The organism is Gordonia rhizosphera NBRC 16068, from assembly GCF_000298195.1.
In the GTDB taxonomy this organism is placed as follows: Bacteria; Actinomycetota; Actinomycetes; order Mycobacteriales; family Mycobacteriaceae; genus Gordonia; species Gordonia rhizosphera.
In genome coordinates this window covers 30,983-51,433 of the sequence record NZ_BAHC01000168.1, presented here as the reverse complement: position 1 = coordinate 51,433, position 20,451 = coordinate 30,983, and the positions used below count along the sequence as shown (strand labels likewise).

The 20,451-nt window shown below is 67.5% G+C and carries 20 protein-coding genes; 8 read left to right on the top strand and 12 right to left on the bottom strand.

Annotated elements, in window-relative coordinates; all coding sequences use genetic code 11:
• Positions 1 to 73: 73 nt before the first annotated feature.
• The gene (locus GORHZ_RS20725; RefSeq protein ID WP_006336495.1) at positions 74 to 871 is read right to left on the bottom strand and encodes a GntR family transcriptional regulator; all 798 of its coding nucleotides are present in this window, start codon (positions 869 to 871) and stop codon (positions 74 to 76) included.
• Positions 872 to 978: 107 nt separating this feature from the next.
• Between GORHZ_RS20725 and GORHZ_RS20720 the strand changes: the two genes are divergently transcribed.
• Positions 979 to 2,187, top strand: a complete 1,209-nt coding sequence (locus GORHZ_RS20720) for an NAD(P)/FAD-dependent oxidoreductase (RefSeq protein ID WP_006336493.1) — start codon at positions 979 to 981, stop codon at positions 2,185 to 2,187.
• A gap of 135 nt (positions 2,188 to 2,322) precedes the next feature.
• Here GORHZ_RS20720 and GORHZ_RS20715 read toward each other — a convergent pair whose 3' ends face one another.
• From GORHZ_RS20715 to GORHZ_RS20705, 3 genes are read right to left on the bottom strand one after another with little or no spacing between them, the layout of a single operon-like run.
• Positions 2,323 to 3,207 carry an HAD family hydrolase gene (locus GORHZ_RS20715; protein WP_006336492.1) on the bottom strand — a complete coding sequence of 295 codons (885 nt, stop codon included), beginning with the start codon at positions 3,205 to 3,207 and terminating at the stop codon, positions 2,323 to 2,325.
• Positions 3,204 to 3,974, bottom strand: a complete 771-nt coding sequence (locus GORHZ_RS20710) for a lysophospholipid acyltransferase family protein (protein ID WP_006336491.1) — start codon at positions 3,972 to 3,974, stop codon at positions 3,204 to 3,206. Before GORHZ_RS20710 ends, GORHZ_RS20715 begins: the two co-directional genes overlap by 4 nt.
• A gap of 8 nt (positions 3,975 to 3,982) precedes the next feature.
• Positions 3,983 to 4,750 carry a lysophospholipid acyltransferase family protein gene (locus GORHZ_RS20705; protein WP_006336490.1) on the bottom strand — a complete coding sequence of 256 codons (768 nt, stop codon included), beginning with the start codon at positions 4,748 to 4,750 and terminating at the stop codon, positions 3,983 to 3,985.
• 195 nt (positions 4,751 to 4,945) lie between these two features.
• Here GORHZ_RS20705 and GORHZ_RS20700 point away from each other — a divergent pair, with 195 nt between their 5' ends.
• The gene (locus GORHZ_RS20700) at positions 4,946 to 5,749 is read left to right on the top strand and encodes a DUF5134 domain-containing protein (protein ID WP_169330685.1); all 804 of its coding nucleotides are present in this window, start codon (positions 4,946 to 4,948) and stop codon (positions 5,747 to 5,749) included.
• A gap of 89 nt (positions 5,750 to 5,838) precedes the next feature.
• Here the strand turns inward: GORHZ_RS20700 and GORHZ_RS20695 are convergent, their stop codons facing one another.
• A complete protein-coding gene (locus tag GORHZ_RS20695) occupies positions 5,839 to 6,663 on the bottom strand; it encodes a class II aldolase/adducin family protein (protein ID WP_006336488.1) in 825 nt (274 codons plus the stop codon).
• A gap of 216 nt (positions 6,664 to 6,879) precedes the next feature.
• On the opposite strand from GORHZ_RS20695, the gene GORHZ_RS20690 reads away from it, so the two are divergent.
• The 3 genes from GORHZ_RS20690 (at position 6,880) to GORHZ_RS20680 (ending at position 9,918) form a co-directional block, all read left to right on the top strand.
• The gene (locus GORHZ_RS20690) at positions 6,880 to 7,512 is read left to right on the top strand and encodes a TetR/AcrR family transcriptional regulator (protein ID WP_006336487.1); all 633 of its coding nucleotides are present in this window, start codon (positions 6,880 to 6,882) and stop codon (positions 7,510 to 7,512) included.
• Between the two features lie 153 nt (positions 7,513 to 7,665).
• Positions 7,666 to 9,264 (top strand): Rieske 2Fe-2S domain-containing protein, encoded by a 1,599-nt coding sequence (locus GORHZ_RS20685; protein ID WP_006336486.1) that lies wholly within the window; start codon positions 7,666 to 7,668, stop codon positions 9,262 to 9,264.
• Positions 9,265 to 9,285: 21 nt separating this feature from the next.
• Complete coding sequence (locus GORHZ_RS20680) at positions 9,286 to 9,918, top strand: TetR/AcrR family transcriptional regulator (RefSeq protein ID WP_006336477.1); 633 nt, start codon at positions 9,286 to 9,288, stop codon at positions 9,916 to 9,918.
• Between the two features lie 504 nt (positions 9,919 to 10,422).
• On the opposite strand, the gene GORHZ_RS20675 is transcribed toward GORHZ_RS20680, so the two are convergent.
• Positions 10,423 to 11,814 carry a DUF2252 domain-containing protein gene (locus GORHZ_RS20675; protein ID WP_006336476.1) on the bottom strand — a complete coding sequence of 464 codons (1,392 nt, stop codon included), beginning with the start codon at positions 11,812 to 11,814 and terminating at the stop codon, positions 10,423 to 10,425.
• Between the two features lie 574 nt (positions 11,815 to 12,388).
• On the opposite strand from GORHZ_RS20675, the gene GORHZ_RS29625 reads away from it, so the two are divergent.
• Positions 12,389 to 12,688 (top strand): potassium channel family protein, encoded by a 300-nt coding sequence (locus GORHZ_RS29625; RefSeq protein ID WP_006336465.1) that lies wholly within the window; start codon positions 12,389 to 12,391, stop codon positions 12,686 to 12,688.
• A 404-nt stretch (positions 12,689 to 13,092) separates the two neighbouring features.
• Here the strand turns inward: GORHZ_RS29625 and GORHZ_RS20665 are convergent, their stop codons facing one another.
• The 4 genes from GORHZ_RS20665 to serS form a co-directional block, all read right to left on the bottom strand.
• The gene (locus GORHZ_RS20665) at positions 13,093 to 13,956 is read right to left on the bottom strand and encodes a hypothetical protein (protein ID WP_006336455.1); all 864 of its coding nucleotides are present in this window, start codon (positions 13,954 to 13,956) and stop codon (positions 13,093 to 13,095) included.
• A gap of 7 nt (positions 13,957 to 13,963) precedes the next feature.
• On the bottom strand, positions 13,964 to 14,365 hold the full coding sequence (locus GORHZ_RS20660) for a hypothetical protein (RefSeq protein ID WP_006336454.1): 402 nt from the start codon (positions 14,363 to 14,365) through the stop codon (positions 13,964 to 13,966).
• 90 nt (positions 14,366 to 14,455) lie between these two features.
• A complete protein-coding gene (locus GORHZ_RS20655; RefSeq protein WP_006336453.1) occupies positions 14,456 to 15,388 on the bottom strand; it encodes a DMT family transporter in 933 nt (310 codons plus the stop codon).
• A 56-nt stretch (positions 15,389 to 15,444) separates the two neighbouring features.
• Positions 15,445 to 16,701: a serine--tRNA ligase gene (gene serS / locus GORHZ_RS20650; RefSeq protein WP_006336452.1), complete on the bottom strand. Its 1,257-nt coding sequence runs from the start codon at positions 16,699 to 16,701 to the stop codon at positions 15,445 to 15,447.
• 131 nt (positions 16,702 to 16,832) lie between these two features.
• Between serS and GORHZ_RS20645 the strand changes: the two genes are divergently transcribed.
• Complete coding sequence (locus GORHZ_RS20645; protein WP_006336451.1) at positions 16,833 to 18,245, top strand: septum formation family protein; 1,413 nt, start codon at positions 16,833 to 16,835, stop codon at positions 18,243 to 18,245.
• 4 nt (positions 18,246 to 18,249) lie between these two features.
• Positions 18,250 to 18,600 (top strand): metallopeptidase family protein, encoded by a 351-nt coding sequence (locus GORHZ_RS20640; RefSeq protein ID WP_006336450.1) that lies wholly within the window; start codon positions 18,250 to 18,252, stop codon positions 18,598 to 18,600.
• 126 nt (positions 18,601 to 18,726) lie between these two features.
• Here GORHZ_RS20640 and GORHZ_RS20635 read toward each other — a convergent pair whose 3' ends face one another.
• Both GORHZ_RS20635 and pheA read right to left on the bottom strand, forming a co-directional pair.
• Complete coding sequence (locus GORHZ_RS20635) at positions 18,727 to 19,389, bottom strand: histidine phosphatase family protein (protein WP_006336449.1); 663 nt, start codon at positions 19,387 to 19,389, stop codon at positions 18,727 to 18,729.
• Positions 19,389 to 20,333: a prephenate dehydratase gene (gene pheA / locus GORHZ_RS20630; protein ID WP_006336448.1), complete on the bottom strand. Its 945-nt coding sequence runs from the start codon at positions 20,331 to 20,333 to the stop codon at positions 19,389 to 19,391. Before pheA ends, GORHZ_RS20635 begins: the two co-directional genes overlap by 1 nt.
• Positions 20,334 to 20,451: the final 118 nt, after the last annotated feature.

Sequence of the window (20,451 nt, the reverse complement as noted above, 5' to 3'; positions counted from 1 at the left end):
AGCAACCCGAGCGCGATCGCGACGGCGATCACCGTGTGCTCCGGTTCGTTGTGAGTGATTGCATCGATAGCTCCTACGCCGCCGGGCTTGTCGTCGCCACGGCGATCTGGGTCGTGTATCCGGTCCGTGCCGAGAAGTCGGCGAGGACACTGAATCGGTCGCCGCGGATGGCGGTGATGCGCCACTCGACGGGGTTGCCGTCGAGGTGCCCGGTGCGCTCGACGCACATGACCGCGGTGTTCGGGTCGAGGTCGAGAAGCCGGCGGTGCGCGGTGGTCGGGATGATCGCGCGGATGTTCTCGTGCCCACCGGTCAGCCGTACGTCGCAACGGGTGGCCAGTTCCTCATAGAGCGAGGTGTGGGTGAAGTCCACGTCGAGCAGCGGTTCGGCGATCGACGCCGGCAGCCACGTGCAGTCGAGGGCCAGGGGCCGGTCGTCGGCCAGGCGCAGGCGCTCCAGGTAGATCAGGGGGGTTGATTCCTCCAGGCCCAGGTGAACCGCGGCGTGGGCGTCCTGGCGCCGGTCGAGTCGCCGCACGATGCTGCGCTGGACCAGGTGCTGGGATTCGACCGATTCGAACAAGCTGTAGAGCGCACCCAGCGGCTGGGTGATCTCGGTCTGACCGGCGACTCGGGGCCGGCGACCGCGCTCGGCGGTGACCACCCCTTCTTCCCGCAGTGCGCGCAGCGCTTCCCGCACGGTGTGGCGACTCACGCCATATTCGGCGCGCAGTTCCCATTCACCGGGGAAGGCGTCGACGAACTCACCGTCGGCCACCCGGCGCAGCAGGTCCTCGCGCAGCTGCTGCCACAACGATTTCCCCGCGACCCGCCGCAGCTGTCGCTGAGGGGCACCCTCTGTTGCTGCCATCACTTCCCACCTGAGGTCTTGTTCTGTGTCACACTGGAGGTTAATATACGGACATTTGAAAAATCAATGTACGTACATTGTACGACAGAGACAAGGAAAGAGGAACGATGAATATTCCCTCCCCCTCCACACACCACGAGATCGTCATCATCGGCGGCGGTAGTGCCGGGATCAGCGTTGCGGCACGACTCGGCCGCAAGCACAAGAAGGTGGCCGTCATCGATCCGGCGGTGACGCACTACTACCAACCGCTCTGGACCCTCGTGGGCGGCGGACAGGCGGACATGGGTGACACCGGCCGCCCCGAGGCCGACGTCATGCCGAAGAACGCGGAATGGATCCGGCATGCGGCCGAGGAGATCGACCCGGTGGCCAAAGAGGTCCGCCTCGACGACGGCTCCTCGGTCACCTATGACCGCCTCGTGGTCGCCGCGGGCATCCAGATCGACTGGGACGCGATCCCTGGCACGCGCGAGGCTCTCGCGAGCTCGCACGCGTCGAGCAACTACGCACCGGAGATGGCTCCCAAGACGTGGGAGCTGATCCGGAACATGCGGGCGGGCACCGCCGTCTTCACCATGCCGGCGGGACCGATCAAGTGTGCCGGCGCACCGCAGAAGATCGCGTACCTCGCCTGCGACTACTGGCGCAAGCAGGGTGTTCTCGACGACATCCGCGTCATCCTGGTGTTGCCGACGCCGCGGACGTTCGGCATCCCGGCATTCGCCGACGCGCTCGACGAGGTGGTCAAGGACTACGGGATCGAGGTCCGCACCAACAGCGAACTCACCGATGTCGATCCCGATCACCGATTGCTGACGATCACCGACAACGAAGCGAAGACCCGCGACACCGTGTCCTACGACATGCTCCATGTCGTCCCGCCGCAGTCGGCCCCGGACTGGATCAAGAAGTCCCAGATCTCCGATCCCGACAATCCTGCCGGGTGGGTCGACGTCGACAAATACACGTTGCAGCACAACCGTTTCGAGGACATCTTCGCCCTCGGCGACGTCGGCTCGACACCGAACTCCAAGACCGGCGCGGCGGTGCGCAAGCAGGCTCCGGTGCTGGTGGAGAACCTGATGGCGTCGCTGGAGGGCCGACCACTCACCGCCCGCTACGACGGGTACGGATCGTGCCCGCTGACCACATCAGCGAAGGCGATGCTGCTCGCCGAGTTTGACTACGACCTCAACCACACCCCGTCGTTCCCACTGATCGATGTGACGAAACCGCGTCGTGACATGTGGTACGTGAAGCGCTACGGTCTGCCGTTCCTCTACTGGAACTTCATGCTCAAGGGCCGCGCCTAACCCCCCCCCGGCCTAGCCGGGCCTAACCGCCCCCTGATCCCAACGGTTCTTCCCCCGCCACTTCGATGGTCGCCCTCTGCAGATGGATGACGCCCCGAAGTCCGGGGGAAGAACCGTTGGGGTTGCGGCGCGCCGCTACTCGCCGGCGCCGAACCAGCGCTCGAGCACACGCGCGAGCCCGTCGGCGTTGTTGTCGACAACGGTGACCTCGTCGGCCGCGGCGAGCGCCGCCGGATGACCGTGGGCCATCGCGACGCCGTGGTGCGCCCAGGTCAGCATCTCGACGTCGTTGGGCATGTCGCCGAAGGCGATCGTGGCACTACCACTCAGACCGGCCTCGGCGATGAGCCGCCGCAGCCCGGACGCCTTGTGGGTGTCGGGCACCGACAGCTCGATGAGGCCGTTGTCGGTGGAGAAGGTGATCTGTGCCCGGTCCCCGACGGGCCCGGCAAGCCGCTGCGCCATCTCGCCGCTGGGCAGCTCGGGCTGGCGCACAAGGAGTTTCACCGCCGGCTCGGAGAACACCTCGTCGTCGCCGACCTCGATGTGGTCCGGGTTGAGCCAGGCGTGCCGATATCCGGCGGTGGCGACGAAGGGCGGTGTCGCGGCGTCGTGCGCCGAGCGCCCCACGCGTTCGGCGGCGATCCCAGCGCCGGGCAGTGCGTGGTAGACGATCTCGCCGAGGTCGGCGAGCAGATCGGGCGCCAAGGTCGCCGACTCGAGTATCCGGTCGTGCGTGACGTCGTAGAGAATCGCGCCGTTCGCGCACACCGCATAGCGCACGCACGCACGGGTGCCGTCGAACTGGTCGGTGATCTCGGCGATCCAGCGCGGCGGCCGGCCGGTCGCGAGGACGAACTCGACGCCGGCGTCGGCGGCTGCGGCCAGAACGCCGATCGTGCGTGCGCTGACCCGGTTCGCATCATCGATGAGGGTGCCGTCCACGTCGCTCGCGATGAGCGTCGGCGGACCGAACACCGCCGCACCCGGCGTACCGGGTGCGCTGTCGGTCTGGGTCACCTGTTCGCCTTCCGACGGGCCCGTGCCTGGGCCTTCTGTGCGGCCTCCGCATCCTCGATCACGCGCGCCTCCTCCGGCGTCGGTGCGCCTCCGCCCAGCCGTGACGGCACCCAGAACGCACCCGTCGGGTGCGGACCGTAGTCGTCCTGCACCCCGTGCAGCAGGTCCTGCATCGTTTCCCGCAGCCGCGCGGTGGCCTCCTCCGCGGGCACGTCGGCCCCGACGGTGATCGGTCGCCCGTAACACACCGCGACCGGGATGTGGCTCCGGCCCATGTCGCGTTTCCCGGTCGCGGTCTTGGTCCATTGCCGATGTGCACCCCAGACGATCGCGGGCACGATGGGCACCGTGGCCTCCGCCGCCATCCGGACCGCACCGGTCTTGAATTCCTTGAGTTCGAAGCTGCGGCTGATCGTCGTCTCCGGGTAGACGATCACGATCTCCCCGTCGCGCAGTTCCGCGACGGCCGCCCGGTACGCATCCGCGCCGGCGGATCGATCGACGGGCACCGTCTTGGTGTGGTTGACCAGGAACCGCATGATCGCCACGTCCATCACCTCGGACTTGATCATGAACCGGGCCCGGCGACCCACCCGGTAGAGGCCGAGTGCGACGGGCAGGAAATCTACGTAACCGGTGTGATTGACGGTGAGGACGGCCCCGCCGGTGCGTGGGATGTTGTGCAGACCGCGGAATCGCAGGTCGGTTCCCTGTGCCCTCGTGAGGCCTTTCGCGATGATCTCCAGGGTCCGGTAAACCGGTTCCATGGTGCTCCTCAGTCTGTCTCCCGGGCCTCGCGTTCGGCCCGCTTCGCCGCGCGCGCGGCCTGTTCCTCGGCATCCATGCGGTTGGCCTCCTCGAGAGTGGGCGCAGAGCCGCCGAGCCGGGCCGGCACCCAGAACTCGCCCGTGGGATGCGGCCCGTAGGCGTCCTGCAGCTCGAGGAGCTTCTCGCTCATCACCGCGTGCAACTTCGCGGTCAGAGCCTCGGCGTCACCGACCGGTTCGATGGGTTCGGTGACGCCGATCTTGATCTTGTAGCCGCTGCGCCCGAGCCGTTTGGGGTGACCCTTGGTCCACACGCGCTGCGCGCCCCAGATGACCGTCGGGATGATCGGGGCGCCGGACTCCAGCGCCATACGCGCGGCACCGGACTTGAACGCCTTCAGTTCGAAGCTCCGACTGATCGTCGCCTCCGGGTACACACCCACCAGTTCGCCGCGCTTGAGGTACTCGACGGCCGCGCGGTAGCTCTCCGCACCCTGGGTCCGATCCACCGGGATGTGCTTGAGTGAACGCATGATCGGCCCGGTGGCCTTGGAGTCGAAGACCTCCTTCTTGGCCATGAAGCGAACATAGCGTTTGCCCTGCAGGTATGCCGGGATTCCGGCATAGGTGAAGTCGAGATAACCGGTGTGGTTGATCGCGATGACCCCGGAGCCGGACTGCGGCACGTTCTCCACGCCCGAGATCTCGAACTTGAGTCCCTCGGCCAGCCAGAGCATGCGCGCGGCGGTGATCACGGTGGAGTAGACGGGTTCCATGGGTCGAGCTTAGCCGCGCCCCTTCGGGCCCACGCACCGGCGAACCAGGCTCCGGGAACCGATCGGTGATCGCCACCGACCACTGAATCGGGGGACATCACCGCTCTCCGGGTGCCTGCGGGATTGCCTTCCCGCGCCACCGCGACGATCGACGAAAGCCTAGGAATGCTCACCAGCGCGACAATGACCCTTGCGATGCCGATGGATCACCAGTCCCACACCGGCGGCGGAGACAATTTCCTCACCCAGGGCGGGCCCTGGTTTCCCGGCTGGCTCACCATCATCGCGTCCGTGCTGCTGCTCGGCGCGATCCTGCATCACCTGCCGTGTGTCATCCGCGGTCACGGAAACCGGTGGTTCCACCTCGGTCATATCGCGATGAGCGCCTCGATGATTTACATGTACCTGAACATGTCGTATCGGCCGCCGAGCTCGTGGGGGCCGACCGTGGCCCGCGCCCAGATGTGGTTTTTCGTCGCGACCAGCGCACTCGTGCTGATCTACCTGATCAGTCTGCTCATCCGGCGCCGCAGCTTCTCGATCCTGTGGTTCCTGTTGTTCGCGCAGCAGGCCGGGATGGTCTACATGTGGTTGCCGATGCGGTCGTGGAGTGGCTTGATCACCGCCCTGGTGACCGTGTGGTTCCTGCTGGAGATGCTCGGTTGGCTGACCGATGCCTATCGCGGCTACCAGATCACCCCGGGCACGACGGCGATTACCGACACCCACGCCGGCACAGCGGTCGCCGCGGGCCGCACCGGCACAGCCGTCACCGACACGCTCGCCGACGCGGCCGTCAGCGAGACCCGCACCGGCACGGCGGTCATCGACGCCCCCGACGAGGCCGCGTGCGGCAATCCCGACGGGGACACCGAGTCCGATCCGGGCGCCATCCACGTCGCGCCCGGATGGCTCGACCGGGCCACGATGGCCTACATGGCCCTGTCGATGGCCTACATGTTCCTGGGGATGCAGGAGATGCGCGGCTTCCACCTCTGATTACGGTCGGAAGGTGTGCGCCCGGGCCGAGCCGGGTGCCGACCGTCGCCGGTGTTGGAGTCGCCGGTGTTGGAGTCGCCGGTGTTGGATCAGTCGAACATCTCGGGCGACTGCGCCACGATCTGATCCCAGAGCGGGCGGAACTGGAACCAGCCGGCCAGCTCACCGCCGAGCTGCCCGCGCACCATCGTGGCCGTTTCGTGGTCGATCTCGTCGGGGGTGCCGGCCGCCATCGCCAGCAGCTGCGCCTCGCAGGAGCGCTCCATCGTGATGAACCACCAGGCCGCGGCGGCGACCGACTGGCCGACCGTCAGGAGGCCGTGGTTCTTGAGGATGACGGCCTTGTTGCTGCCGATGGCAGCGGCGATCCGCTGGCCCTCCTCCTTGTCGGACACGATGCCGCGGAAGTCGGTGTAGAGCCCCTGGTCCTCGTAGAACGCGCAGGCGTCCTGGGTGATCGCCGGCAGCGGGATACCGAAGCCGGCGAACGCCTTGCCGTTGAGGGAGTGGGCATGCGCCGCGGCGACGGCGTCCGGCCGCGCACGGTGCACCTCCGCGTGGATGCAGAAGGCGGCCCGGTTGACCGGCCGGCGGCCGTCGAGGAGGTTGCCGTCGTGGTCGACGCGGATCAGGTCGGAGACCTTGATCTGATTGAAGCTCATGGCGAACGGGTTCACCCAGAAGGTGTCGGGGAACTCCGGGTCGCGCGCCGTGATGTGGCCGGCGACACCCTCGGAGAATCCGAACTTGCCGAAGATCCGGAAGGCCGCGACGAGCTCACGCTTGCGGCGCTCACGCTCCTCGGAGACCGTGAGGTTCATCGGGGGCAGGGGCAGATCGAAGTCGTCGGGGATGGGGCCGACGGCGGAGCGGATGAGATCAAGGACCTCGGGGGCGATCGGTGCGGTGGTCATGTTCTTCCCCTTGTGGATACAGAGATGTTTGGATACAGACATGTATTTGATCGAGGTGTGGATGAAATATCAGACGGCAGTCGGTAACGGATATCGACCGCTATTACACTTGCGTCGACGCCATGGTGTCGTCGACATCAGATACAGATCTGTATCCGATGCGGATTATGGTGAGCTAACCCACAACGGTTTGTCAACCAGACGGAAGGATTCATCGTGCCGAAAGGCCCCACCGAGAAGCGGTCCATCACCCGTCGGCGGCTCCTCGACAGCGCCATGGACGCGTTCGCCGAACGCGGCTACTACGGTGCGAGCATCGAGGACATCTGTGAACGGGCGGGCTTCACGCGCGGCGCGTTCTATTCCAACTTCGGCAGCAAGGACGAACTCTTCTACGCGCTTTTCGAGGAGCACACCGATCTGATCCTCACCCGCCTGCGCGACGCGCTCGCCCTGGCGATGGCAGACCAGCATCCCCTCGCCCGGTTCATCGAGGCCGTGAACTCGCGAGCCGATGACGAGGAGGAACGCAGGTGGTACCTGGTGACCACCGAGTTCACCCTCTACGCCATCCGCGAGCCCCGGGCCGCCGAAACACTGGCGGCGTACGACGCGCGGCTGCGCGACGAGCTGGCCACCGTCTTCGCCGAGCTCCTCGCGGCAACAGGCAGGGAACCGGTCATCGACGCCGTGCTCCTGGCCCGGATGGCGATCGCGGTACGCGAGGGCGCAGGCGCGCAGGCCTACGTGGAGCGCACCGCCACAGGCCCCAAGCTGCTGGAACGCCTCCTCGTTCCCACCCTGCTGGAGGCATTCTCACGCCCGGCGCAGGAGGCATCTCACAACTGACGTGACCGATCTGGGACCGGCCGGTGACAGCTGTGGACCCACTCCGTCGCGTCAATGGACCAACGGCACACGACGCGTCCGACATCGGGTCGATAGATTGGTATGCCGAGTGCTCCACCCGCGCAGCGCGCGCACGCCCACGAAAGGCCCCACGTGCAGATCACCAGCATCGGACATGCCGGCTTTCACATCCAGACCAGCGCCGGTTCCATCCTCTGCGATCCCTGGGTGAATCCCGCCTACTTCTCCTCGTGGGTGCCGTTCCCGGACAATTCGGAACTGGATTGGAAGGCACTCGGTGACTGCGACTACCTCTACGTGTCGCATCTGCACCGAGACCACTTCGACGAGCAGAATCTGCGCGACAACGTCAACAAGGACGCCACCGTCCTGCTGCCCGACTACCCGGTGCCCGACCTGCAGGGCGAACTCGAGAAGCTCGGCTTCCGCAAGTTCGTCGAGACCACGGACTCGGTGAAGACCACGATCACCGGCGACAAGGGCTCGCTGGACGTGATGATCATCGCGCTGCGCGCCCCGGCCGACGGCCCGATCGGCGACAGCGGCCTCGTCGTCTCCGACGGCGAGACGACCGTGTTCAACATGAACGACGCGCGGCCCATCGACCTCGACGTCATCTCCGAGGCCTTCGGGCACGTCGACGTGCACCTGCTGCAGTACTCGGGCGCAATCTGGTACCCGATGGTCTACGACATCCCGCGCAAGTCGAAGGCGAACTTCGCCGCGCAGAAACGGCAGCGCGGCATGGACCGGGCCCGCTCCTACATCGAGCAGGTGGGCGCGACCTGGGTCGTGCCGTCGGCGGGTCCCCCGATGTTCCTCGACGAGGACCTGTTCGCGCTCAACGACTTCGGCTCCGGGATCGACGACGGCTCGCATCCGGTGCCGGGCGAGGTGACCTCGATCTTCCCCGACCAGGAGACCTTCCTGGAGCAGATGACGATCCATGGCACCGACGACGGCGAGCGGCATCGCGGGTTGATGATGGTGTCGGGATCGGTGGCCGATTTCACCGGCTCGACCCTCAACGAGGTCTCCCACCCGTATCCGCCCGAGCAGGTCTTCGGCGAGCACAAGCGCGCCTACCTCGAACGGATGAAGGAGAAGTTCGCGCCGGTCATCGCCGCGCAGAAGGCGACCTGGGCGGTCGACGACGGCGAGCCGCTCCTCGAACCGCTCAAGCAACTGTTCGAGCCGATCATGGCGCAGTCGGATCTGATCTGCGACGGCATCGGCTACCCGGTCGGACTGGTCCTGGGCGACCAGACGGTGGTACTCGACTTCCCCAACCGCATCGTGCGCGAGCCGAAGGAGGGAGAGGGCAAGTACCGCTACGGATTCCGGATCGCACCCGAGCTGGTGCGCACCGTTTTGCGCGACGACGAGCCCGACTGGGTGAACACGATTTTCCTGTCCACCCGGTTCACCACGTGGCGCATCGGCGGCTACAACGAGTACCTGTACACGTTTTTCAAGTGCCTGACCGACGAGCGGATCGCCTATGCCGACGGCTGGTTCGCCGAGGCCCACGACGACTCGGCCTCGATCAACAAGGACGGCTGGGAACTGCAGCGGCGATGCCCGCACCTGAAGGCAGACCTCTCCAAGTTCGGCGTGATCGAGGGAGAGAAGCTGACCTGTAACCTGCACGGTTGGCAATGGGACCTGCCGACCGGACGGTGCCTGACCTCCAGGGGGCACGAGCTGCGCGCCAAGCAGCTCGGATCCTGAACGACAGGACCGGAAGCTCCTGTGTCACAACGTGTTTACCGCGGCCTGTCGATCGAGGACCGCCAAGCCGACCGGCACCACCGGTTCATGGACGCCGCACTCGAGGTGTTCGGCACCCGGGGTTACGCCGGCGGTACCGTCTCGGCGATCTGCGCCGAGGCGGGCCTGTCCCGCCGACAGTTCTACGAACTGTTCGGCGGTCGCGAAGACCTGCTGATCGCGGTCTACGACCGGATCCATGCGGAGGCCCGCGACGCGGTGCTGCGCGCGTTCACCGAGGTCGACGGCACCGCCGGCATCGAAGACCGAACCCGGCCGGCCATCGCTGCGTTCTTCGACTCCGTGGCGGTCGATCCGCGACGGATGCGCATCGCCTTCGTCGAGGTCGGCGGGGTCAGCGCGCGTGTCGAACAGCACCGCATCAACACCCGCGCGGAGTGGACCGCGTTCTTCTCGGCCGCGGCGGCCGAGTTCACCGGCCTGTCGTCCTCGGAGTTCGGTTTCGACTACGAGGCGTCCGCGTTCATCGGGGCGCTGACCGCGGCCGGACACCTGTGGACCTCGAGCGATCCCCGGCCCGATCGCGACGTCGTCGTCGACATGCTGCTGCGCATCATCCTCGCGCTCGCCGCCGGGCGGTCGAGTCCGGACTAGGGCACGCGGGCGTCATGTACCAGGGGAACCAGCAGATGCTTGAGGCTCGGCGTCTCCACCGTCGGCGCCTCCGGCAGCGCCGCGAGGTCCGCCAGCGCGGCCACCGTGATGGGGCCTTGGCCTCCGGCCGATCTCGGTGGTGGTTTCGGTCGCCGTCACGACGCCGACGGCCGTGCCGCTGGCCACGATTGTTCCCGAGTAGACCATCGACGTTCGATCGCCGATCCCGGTATCGGACTTCTTCAGCGACAGGCGAAGACGACAGTGGGAGCGGTGGCCTGCCCGAGCGCGAGTAGGGATTCATCTGATGCAGTATGAAGTGGTTGCTGGTACCCGCCACGATCGTAAGTCGGCTGTTCCTGCCGTGTGGTTTTCCGGGTTCGACCCATCAGTGGAGCGGCACGGAGGTACCCCGATCGAGTTCTGGCGACTGGAGTTGCAGACATGGCCGACGTCGTCGCCTTGCACGAGTTGTTTGTGATCGGGCGGGTCCTGCCGCGTCGGTCACACATCGCTGACGGCATGGACTCGATCTGCCGCGATCGCGGCCAGGTGTGCGGCGTGGTCTCGTTCGGTGATGTCGGCGTAGGCCGAGGCGAAATCGGCGACGGCATCGTCGAAGATGTCGTCGTCGCCGAGGTAGCCCTGGATCGACGCGGCGTCGCCGCTGCGGGCGTGGGCCAACGCCAACGTCGCGCCGCACATGCGGGCGTACCCGGCGAGGAGCCTCGCGCCCATCTCCTCCACGACCAAAGAGCCCTTGCCATCCCACAACTGGCGGAAGTAGAAGTCGACGCGATGGTCTTGCTGCGGGGAGGTGAACCGCGCCCACCCGAGGAAGACGTCGCCGGTTGCCTGCATGAGTCGCTGTCCCTGAACGACGCGTTCGCCGGCCTGGGCGAACTGGCTGGGCCCGAGGTAGGGCTCGAGCACGGACGTGGTCGCCTCCTTGAACTGAAGGAATAGTGGCTCTCCGTCGCCGGTTTCCAGCAGGATGATGAGGCAGCGTGTGCCCACGCTCCCGACGCCGACGACCTTGACCGCGAGGTCGATCAGGTGGTATCTCTCCAGCAGGTGTCGCCGGTTGAGCGGCAAGGTGGACAGGTAGGCGTGGAAGAACGCCTCGACTTGTTTCTTCTCGTCGCTGGCTACGTCGAGGTGGAACACCCGCGGAGGGTCGTCGACGATCCGCCGCTTGCCGTTGATCGTGGCGGTCAGCTTGTCAAACGCTCGCAGACTGGTGCGACCGAGCGCTTTGCGCTGTGCCTTGTCGACCTGTCTCAGGTACTTCTCGGGCGTCGCCTCGATGATCGCGTCCATCTCGATGCGGTAGTAGTGGATCGACAGTGGGTCCTGGTGGGCGAGTTCGGCGAGCACCGAGCGGTACCCGGACACCGCCGACCGTGTGGCTGACCTGATTTTGGCCTGCTTGAGTCCGTTGTTGCGCCCGGCGACAGTCACGCTGCACGCGAGGCGCTTGAGGTCCCACTCGAACGGACCGGGGAGTGTCTCGTCGAAGTCGTTGAGGTCGAACACCAAACGCCGATCCGGGCCGTTGAACAACCCGAAGTTCGACACGTGGGCATCGCCACACAACTGAACCCGCAGACCGGAGTTAGGCACCCGCGAGAGGTCAGAGGCCATCACCGCCGCCGAGCCGCGGTAGAACGTGAAGGGTGAGGCGCTCATCCGCCCGTGCCGGATCGGGACGAGTTCGGACAGGCGTGCCGCGTCCTGCTGCACCAGCAGTTCCACCGGGTCCGGCCGATCGGCTTCGCGTGGTACCTCGGCATGCTGTTCGAGGGGAACCCCGTGGCGGAGTGCGGCGCCTGCCGCGTACCGCTCGGCCCGACTCAGTCCGTGGACAGCCGCCGCGGTGGAACTCTGAGCGTTCACGTCGGTGCACCTCCCAGTGGCGACCGATACATAAACACGGTGTCACTGATCGCGTGCACAGGCTAGGGTCCATGGACCCTGACGAACTGCGATGGGCCGGAGACGTCAGAGGCCGGCGCGCGGTGAGTCCTCGGCCCCGCGCTCTCAGGACGGCCCCGGCCCGGATTTCGAGGGGCGGGAGACGGGCATTCGATGACCGGGCTGGGATTCGCGCTAAGGGTCCTGAAATTCGGTAGTCCTCGACCCCCTTTGCGGCGGCGTTGAGGTGGGACCTGACGGTGCGGCTGCTGCCGGGTGTGGTCCTATCGCCCCTGGTGGCGGCGGTGTCCGGTTCCGTGTCGACACTCGGCGCGACGACGTCGGTGACTGCGCTGCTGGTCACGTTCTCCGGCCCCGGTCCGGACCTCTCGAACTGGCGGTGGGTTGCGGTCTGCGCGGTGCCTATCGTCGTCGGTGGCGGCCTGGTCGCCGCCGCCGTGGCGCAGACACTCGCCCGTCGGCTCTCCGCACGCAAGACTGGGGGCGCACCAGGCACCCGTCTCCTAACTCGTCCCACACCGCCACCGGAGGTTCCATGCCCCAGCCGACCACCCCCGATCCGTCCCGGTCGCCCCAGCCTCACGCCTACTACCGCCTCCAGATCGCCGCGATCGCGCTGCTCGTGGCGGGCACCGTCGTCTACCACATTCTGGAGAAGTGGAGTTGGGTGGACTCGCTCTACTTCAGCACGGTCGCACTGACCACCGTGGGGTTCGGTGACCTCACGCCGACCAGTGACGCGGCCAAGCTCTTCACGGTGGGGTACCTGCTGTCCGGTGTGACGATCCTCGTTACCTACCTCAACGCCCGGCTGGAGCGACGCTCCCACCGCTGAATGAGCATCGGCGGGCGCCACACCGATGATCGACGGCGGGGCATGCGGTTCGGCAGGCGAGTGAGGGATAGGAGTGAGCAAGCTGAGTCGATGGGGTGGTCTACCAGCCGTTGACCGCGGTAATGTTCGCCGACAATTCGAGACCAGCTACGCCGAACTCAAATCAACCATTCTCCGGGTGTGCGGCATTCGGGACTAGCCCTGACGGCGGCGTCGAAGACTTCCTCGACTACTCGACAACGCGCATTGACACATGTCCGTAGCACTGCTAAGTTCGCAGTCGATGTGGAACTGATGGTTCTCACACATCTGTCTCCTGGAGGGGAGGAGGCAGGTGGGTCGAGGTCACCGGAGCGGCAGCGGATTCGTACGCACCGCTCCGGTGCCACGATCAAGCCCTCCACTCAGCCCCGCGGGACCTCGGGTGACGTCGCCACCGTCGCGGCGCCGCCGACGGCCGCGACGAACGCGATCAACGCGATGGGTCCCCATCCGGTCCGCGTGACGTCCCCGAGCAGTGCGATTCCGACGGCACCGGGGACGACCGTCTCCCCCACGATCAGTGCGGCCGCCGCGCCGTTCACCGAGCCGGTCTGCAGCGCGACGGTGAACAGGTAGAACCCGCCGACGCCGCACACGACGATGGCGTAGCACGCGGGGTCGGCGAGCATCGAGGACAGTGACATCGGGTCCAGACCATGCACGATCCGCACCGCGACGGCCATGACACCGAAGTCGACGCCCGCGAGGAGACCCGCGATCACCGCGATGTGCGCCCCCGTCATCTGGAGCAGTCCCAGCCCGCCGACGATCAGGGCCACCCCGAGCACCAGCACCGTCCAGTGCAGCCAGACGCCGTCGTGGCCGTGCCCCTCCGTCGCCGACGCGACGGAGAGGATCACCAGCGAGACGACCACCACCCCGATCGCCACCCGATCGCGCACACGCAAACGCACGTGCAGAAACAGCGACGCCAGCACGGCGGTCACCACGAGGTTGGCACTGACGATCGGCTGTGCGAGGAACAACGGGAGCAGCCGGGCCGCGACGAGGTTGCCGACGAAACCGCAGCCGTCGAGCACCACGCCGGCCAGGAAGGGCACCGTCACCATCGCGGTCAGCGTTGATCGCATCGGCGGTGGATGTGATGCTGCGCGGTCGTCGGGGCCGTGGCTATCGGCCACGCTCCGCGCCCCGTGGGCCTGCAGGACCGACGCGGTGCCGTAGGCGAGTGCCGCGAAGACAGCCGCGACGAGCCCGATGACCAATCCCGTACTACCGTCGCAGGGCCCAGGCCTCGACGGCCCCGAGCGCGAGGACTCCGGAAGCGATGCCCCAGAGGAGGGCTCGGCCCCGCCGCGGAAGCCCCGCCGCCTCGGGCGTGGTGAGCCAGAACGCGACGGCACCCCCGCCGAGTGTGTTGACGGCAGCCGCCCCGGCGACACCGAGTCCCGCCGAGCTGTCGACCTTCCGCACTCGCTCGATGACCGACGCGGTGGCGGTCCCGGCGAGCACGCCACCGAGCACCCTCGGATAGAAGGTTGAGCCGGCATCCGGCAGTGCCAGCAGCTGGGCACAGCGGCGAGGAGCGATCAGCAACGGCAGGCCGAGCAAGTAGTCGCCCACGGCGTCGGCGCCGAGCATGCGTTGCTGTCGCGGTCCCCTCATGACAGCCATGGTGTGTCTCCTTCCGACCAGATCCTGAAATCGTATGAAGTCGGCTCCGCGAAACGGTGCCACCTTCATACGATCCGCCACCGGCCGGAGTCAGGGACTCGATTCGTGCGGGGAATGGCCGAAACCGGTCGGCATGTTGGTCGCGTCCGCGCTCTCCACCGCGGTGACCGCCCCCGACGACGCGAGCACGACCCCGCCGACGACGGCCGCCACGAACGCGACGATGGCCACCGGGCCCCAGCCGGCGCGGGTCACGTCGCCGAGGAAGATGATCCCCACCGCACCGGGAAGCACCGTCTGCCCGACGACCAGCGCGGCGGCGGCGCCGTTGACCGAACCCGTCTGCAGCGCGACGGTGAACAGGTAGAACCCGCCGATCCCGCTGAACAGCAGCGCGTACAGCGCGGGATCGGTGAACAGTGATCCGAGGTCGACGGGGTCGAGGCCGTCGAGGATTCTCGATGCCACGGCCATGACACCGAAGACGGTGCCGGCGATCAAACCCGTCGCGGCCGCGAGGTGCCGGCGTATGCGCCGCATGACGACGATGCCGAGCGCGAAGAGCGCCGGCCCGGCCACCAGCACCGCCCAGTGCATCCACCAGTCGTTCACGGTGCCCTCGTGGCCGGCGGACACGGCGAGCAACACCAGCGAGGCGACGACGACCGTACCGGCGATCCAGTCGCGCACGGCCAGCCGCACGTGCAGCACGACCATCGCGAGCAGTGCGGTCGCGACCAGGCGTGCGGAGATGATGGTCTGCGACAGGAACAGCGGGATCAGCCGCGCCGAGAGAATGGTTGCGACGAACCCGACGATGTCGAAGGCGAAGCCGATCAGGAAGGCGCGGGTGAGCATCGTCGCGATCGTCGAGCGCAGCGACGGATGCGCGCGGCGCGACCGGCGACGCTCGTCGCGGGTCGCGGCACGCTGCGCGACCTGATCGGCGCCGAGGGCCTGCAACACCGCGGCCGCGGCGAAGGCGAACGAGCCGATCACGGCGATGACGATGCCGGTGGTCATCGGGTTCCGGTCATCGTCATTGCGGTCATCGCGTCACGGTCATCGCCGGCGCCGGATTACTTCGGCTCGAGGACTTCGGTACCGACGAACCGGGCGAGTTCCGGCGGCAGCTTCACCGAGCCGTCGGGCTGCTGGTGGTTCTCGAGGATGGCCACGAGCCACCGCGTGGTGGCCAGGGTGCCGTTGAGCGTCGCCGCGACCTGCGGCTTGCCCGACTCGTCGCGGTACCGGATGGACAGGCGACGCGCCTGGAAGGTCGTGCAGTTCGACGTCGAGGTCAGCTCCCGGTAGGTGTTCTGTGTCGGCACCCACGCCTCGCAGTCGAACTTGCGGGCCGCCGACGACCCGAGGTCACCGCCGGCGACATCGATGACCCGATACGGCACGTCGATGGCGGCCAGCATCTCCTTCTCCCAGGCGAGCAGCTTCTGGTGTTCGGTGTGGGCGTCCTCGGGCTTGCAGTAGATGAAGCCCTCGACCTTGTCGAACTGGTGGACGCGGATGATGCCGCGGGTGTCCTTGCCGTAGCTGCCGGCCTCGCGCCGGAAGCAGCTCGACCAACCGGCGTAGCGCAGCGGGCCGGAGGAGAGGTCGAGGATCTCGTCGGAGTGATACCCGGCCAACGGCACCTCGGAGGTGCCCACGAGGTAGAGGTCGTCCTCCTCGAGGTGGTAGATCTCGTCGGAATGCGCGCCGAGGAACCCGGTGCCGCTCATGATCTCCGGACGGACCAGCACCGGCGGGACCATCAGGGTGAAGCCGTTGGCCACCGCCTTCTGCGCCGCCATGGTGAGCAGACCGAGCTGCAGCATCGCGCCCGGACCGGTGAGAAAGTAGAAACGCGAGCCCGAGACCTTCGCGCCGCGTTCCATATCGATCAGGCCCAGCAATTCGCCCAGTTCGAGGTGGTCTTTCGGGTTCTCGATGGACCGCGGCTCGCCGACGTGCTCGAGCACCACGAAATCGGACTCACCGCCGGCCGGAGCCCCGTCCTCGACGATGTTGCCGATCGCCCGGTGCGCGGTCGCCGCCGCCTCGTCGGCCGCCCCCTGACGCGCGACCGCGGCCTTCACCTGTTCGGCGAGTTCCTTGCCCTTGGCGAGCAGCGCGGTCTTCTCGTCGCCCTGCGCCTGACCGACCTGCTTGCCGAGTGCCTTCTGTTCCGAACGCAAGGCATCGGCCTCGACGATGGCGGCGCGGCGTGCAGCGTCGGCGTCGAGCAGGGCGTCGACCATGCCCGGATCCTCACCACGGGTCCGCTGCGAGGTCCGCACGAGGTCGGGGTTATCACGAAGAATCTTCAGGTCGATCACGGTTGAAACCCTACTGGAGGGCATCGGAGCCGATCACGTCCGCTCGGGTTGTGCGTTCGGGGCGCCGGGCCGGCGGGTGCGACGGACATCGTGGCGTTGCTCCCGCGCGGGAGCAGGCATGATGGATCCCGATGAACGACGACGACACCACGCGGGACGACGGCGACTGGGTGGACCTGCCCGACGACGCCGCCCCGCCGGTGGATGAAGCAGGTACCGACGAGGACGGCGGCGAGACCCGCGACTCCGCCGCCGACGACACGGCTCACGACGCCGGAACCGACACCGACGCGGTGGAGTCCGACGCCACGGGTGAACACGACACCGGTCAAAACGACACCGGCGAGATCGACACCCGTGAGACGGACACCTCTGCTGACGACGACACCGCCCGGATCGCGCCGGTCAGGGAAGTCGACGAGGCACTCCCGACGACCGACGACGCGGCCGCCGAACAGCCCTACCCCACCGACGGCGGCGGCTGGCGGCAGTCCCTGCTCGCCCATCCGATGCGCCTGGTGCTGTCCGCCGTGGTCATCGGCGCGATCGTGGCCGGGGCGATCGCCCTGGCCACCGGCGTCTTCAACGACAGTGGCAGCGTCGGCACCACCGAGATCGGCGAGAACGAGAGACTCGCCGAGAACGCCTTCACCCAGTCGGTGACCGGCGACTGCCTGGACTGGGCGGCCGGCGATCCGGGCAATCCCACCAAGGTCGCCTGCACCGCACAGCACCGGTTCGAGGTCGCCGGACCGCTCGACACCGGGCTGCTCCCCGGCTCCGAGTTCGGCGAATCCGCCACCTGGCCGGGTGCGGAGCGCTTCACCGCCATCCGCGACGAACAGTGCCCGGTCATCGTCGAGGGCTACCTCACCGGCGGCCTCGACCCGCAGGGCCGGTTCTCGATCGGCATGATGTACCCGTCGCAGGTGCAGTGGGACAAGGGCGCCCGCGAACTGCGGTGCGGCCTGCAGCAGACCGGTCCGGACGGTTCGCCCGACCAGGTCGTCGGACGGGTCGCCGACCAGGACCAGTCGTTCCACTGGTCGGCCGGCACCTGCATCGGTATCGACCCCGCGACGAAGAAGCCGACCGGGTTCGCCGTCAACTGCACCGAGCCGCACGCCTTCCAGACCACCGGCACGGTCGATCTCAGTCACAAGTTCGGTGACCGGGCGTCGGGCCAGCCGTGGCCGGCGGTCGCCGCGCAGAACGACTACCTGAAGTCCATCTGCCCGGTGCAGGCGCAACGCTTCATGGGCGGCAAGGAGAAACTCGACGCCACGACGCTCAACGTCCAGTGGTCGGTGTTGTCGGAACCGAGCTGGCTGGCCGGCAGCCGTACCGTCGTGTGCTATCTCGGCCTGCCCGATGGTGGCGGTTTCGCCACCCTCGTCGGCGACGCACGCTCCACGCTGCTCATCAACGGCAAGCTGCCCGTCCCCCCGCCCGCGGCCCCGCCGGGGCGCGCGCTGCCGACGCCGGTGCCACTGCCTCCGGGTATCGCACCGAATCCGGCCGAAGTCCCCGCCCCGGCCGGGTGATGTAATGGCAGTACGCATGTCCGATGACGAGTTCGACGGTCTGGTGTCCGACGCACTCGACACCATCCCCTCCGAGCTCACCGATAACATGTCGAATGTGGTCATCCTCGTCGAGCCGCACAACGAGGAGGAACCGTCGATCCTCGGCCTCTACAGCGGTATCGCGCTGACCATGCGCGACCACGAGTACGGCGGTTATCTCCCGGACACCATCACCATCTATCGCGAGCCGATCCTGGGTATGTGCCACACCCGCGACCAGGTGGTCCACGAGGTGGCGGTCACGGTGATCCACGAGATCGCCCACCACTTCGGCATCAGTGACGCCTGGCTGCACGCCAACGGCTGGGGCTGACCCGCCCGGCCCGGTCGCGCCGGCCCGGTTGTCGGTTCTTCCCCCACGTCTCGGGTCCTCCCCCGGCTGCAGAGGTCGGACGACCCGAATTCCGGGGGACGAACTGACGTGCGGGGACGAGCCGGATCAGCCCATGGGGTCGGAGACCAACGGTTCGTCGATCCGCGGTCCGAACGGGCCGGTGACCGCACCCCAGCGATGGCAGGTCCACGTCCCGTCGGAGTACTCGAGTTCGATGCTGCCGGTGTTGCGGAGATGTGTACTGGCCGCGAAGGATTGGTCGATGCCACTGAGCCGCGCGGCGATCAGCCGGATCGCCGCCCCGTGGCTGACCACGTAGACGTCCCGCTGATCGGGTCCGATCAGGTACCGCCGCATGAGGTCGTCGACGACGGGTAGGTAACGGTCGTAGACCATGGCGAGGGACTCCCCGCCGGGGATGCGCGCGTCGAGTTCCCCGCGATGCCACCGGTCGATGATGTCTTTGAACACGCCGTGCGCGTCGTCGTCGAACCGGTCCTCGAGCTCTCCGACCTGGACCTCATGAATGCCTTCGGTGGCAACGGTTTCCACACCCCACACCGACGCCATCAATTCGGCGGTCTGCTGAGCCCGCAGCGCCACCGAGCTCAGCAGCACCATCGGTTGCGACGGCGGGTTTTCCAGGGCGAACCGAACACCCTGGCGCACACCGAAATCGGTGAGGGCCGCACCGGGCAGGGCGGTATCGAGGCGGCGCATGACATTAGACGTCGTCTCACCGTGCCGGACGAGGTGCAGCCGCGCCATCAGCCCTCGCCCCGCTTCAGGGCCTCGAACCAGGATCTGCTCGCCGAGGTATCGGGCGGCACCGCCCCGGAGGACCGTGCGGCCGGCCAGGAACCCAGGAACACGACACGTTCGCAGCGACGGTGCAGCGCACGCAACGCCTCGCCGACGGCGTCGTCGTCGAGATGCCCGACCGCGTCGAGATAGAACCGGTACGACCCCGGCATCCCCCGCCGCGGTCGGGACTCGATTCGAGTCAGATCGATACCACGGGAGGCGAATTCGTTCATCGCCGACATCAGGCTGCCCGGCACGTTGGGCAGATCGAGGATCACCGAGGTCCGGTCCGCGCCGGTCCGCGGCAGCGGCGGCGCGGGCGGCCCGACGAGCAGGAAACGGGTGGCGGCCTCCTCGACATCGGCCACCCCGTCGGCCACGACGACGAGTCCGGCGAGTTGCACCGCGAGGGCCGTCGTGACCGCGACGTCCGCGCGCCCGGCGACAACATCCTGCGCGGCCGCCGCATTCGACGACGCGGTCTGGAACGAGGCGCCGGGGTAGAGTTTCTCGACCGACTCCCGCACCTGCGCGGCGGCCACCGGATACGCTGCGACGGTCCGGACCTCGCCTGCCGGGATCGGCGCACGCGCCGCGATGGTGAACGCGATGTCGAGCGTCACCTCACCGAAGACCTGAACCCGTCCGTCGGTTCCGTCACCCGGCGGCGCCAGGGCGTCGGCGGTCGCGGGCACCGAACCCTCCACCGAACTCTCGACGGGCACGCAGCCGTAGTCGGCCGCCCCCGAGCGCACCATCGCGATCGTCGCCGCCGGACTGTTCGCCGCGACCTTGTGCACGTCCCCGTCGACGGGCAATCGATCTCCGCCGAGCCACGACGCCAACATCTTGTCGAGCGCCATCTCCGTGAAGGTCCCCGACGGGCCGAAATACGCGAACACAGTCACGAACAAATCCTAGTCGAGACGACTGTCCCCCTCGGCCGTCCTCGGCAGGCGATCCGATGAACGAATCGTTGACGCAGGACACGGTCCGGACATACGCTCCGAAATTAGGTTAGGGTTA

Coding starts and splice junctions, on each gene's coding strand:
- GORHZ_RS20645 (WP_006336451.1), top strand. CDS start 16,833: ATGAACGACGACGACACCACGCGGGACGACGGCGACTGGGTGGACCTG.
- GORHZ_RS20655 (WP_006336453.1), bottom strand. CDS start 15,388: ATGACCACCGGCATCGTCATCGCCGTGATCGGCTCGTTCGCCTTCGCC.
- GORHZ_RS20700 (WP_169330685.1), top strand. CDS start 4,946: ATGCCGATGGATCACCAGTCCCACACCGGCGGCGGAGACAATTTCCTC.
- GORHZ_RS20635 (WP_006336449.1), bottom strand. CDS start 19,389: ATGGCGCGGCTGCACCTCGTCCGGCACGGTGAGACGACGTCTAATGTC.
- GORHZ_RS20640 (WP_006336450.1), top strand. CDS start 18,250: ATGGCAGTACGCATGTCCGATGACGAGTTCGACGGTCTGGTGTCCGAC.
- GORHZ_RS20695 (WP_006336488.1), bottom strand. CDS start 6,663: ATGACCACCGCACCGATCGCCCCCGAGGTCCTTGATCTCATCCGCTCC.
- GORHZ_RS20720 (WP_006336493.1), top strand. CDS start 979: ATGAATATTCCCTCCCCCTCCACACACCACGAGATCGTCATCATCGGC.
- GORHZ_RS20710 (WP_006336491.1), bottom strand. CDS start 3,974: ATGGAACCGGTTTACCGGACCCTGGAGATCATCGCGAAAGGCCTCACG.
- GORHZ_RS29625 (WP_006336465.1), top strand. CDS start 12,389: ATGCCCCAGCCGACCACCCCCGATCCGTCCCGGTCGCCCCAGCCTCAC.
- GORHZ_RS20725 (WP_006336495.1), bottom strand. CDS start 871: ATGGCAGCAACAGAGGGTGCCCCTCAGCGACAGCTGCGGCGGGTCGCG.
- GORHZ_RS20705 (WP_006336490.1), bottom strand. CDS start 4,750: ATGGAACCCGTCTACTCCACCGTGATCACCGCCGCGCGCATGCTCTGG.
- GORHZ_RS20660 (WP_006336454.1), bottom strand. CDS start 14,365: ATGGCTGTCATGAGGGGACCGCGACAGCAACGCATGCTCGGCGCCGAC.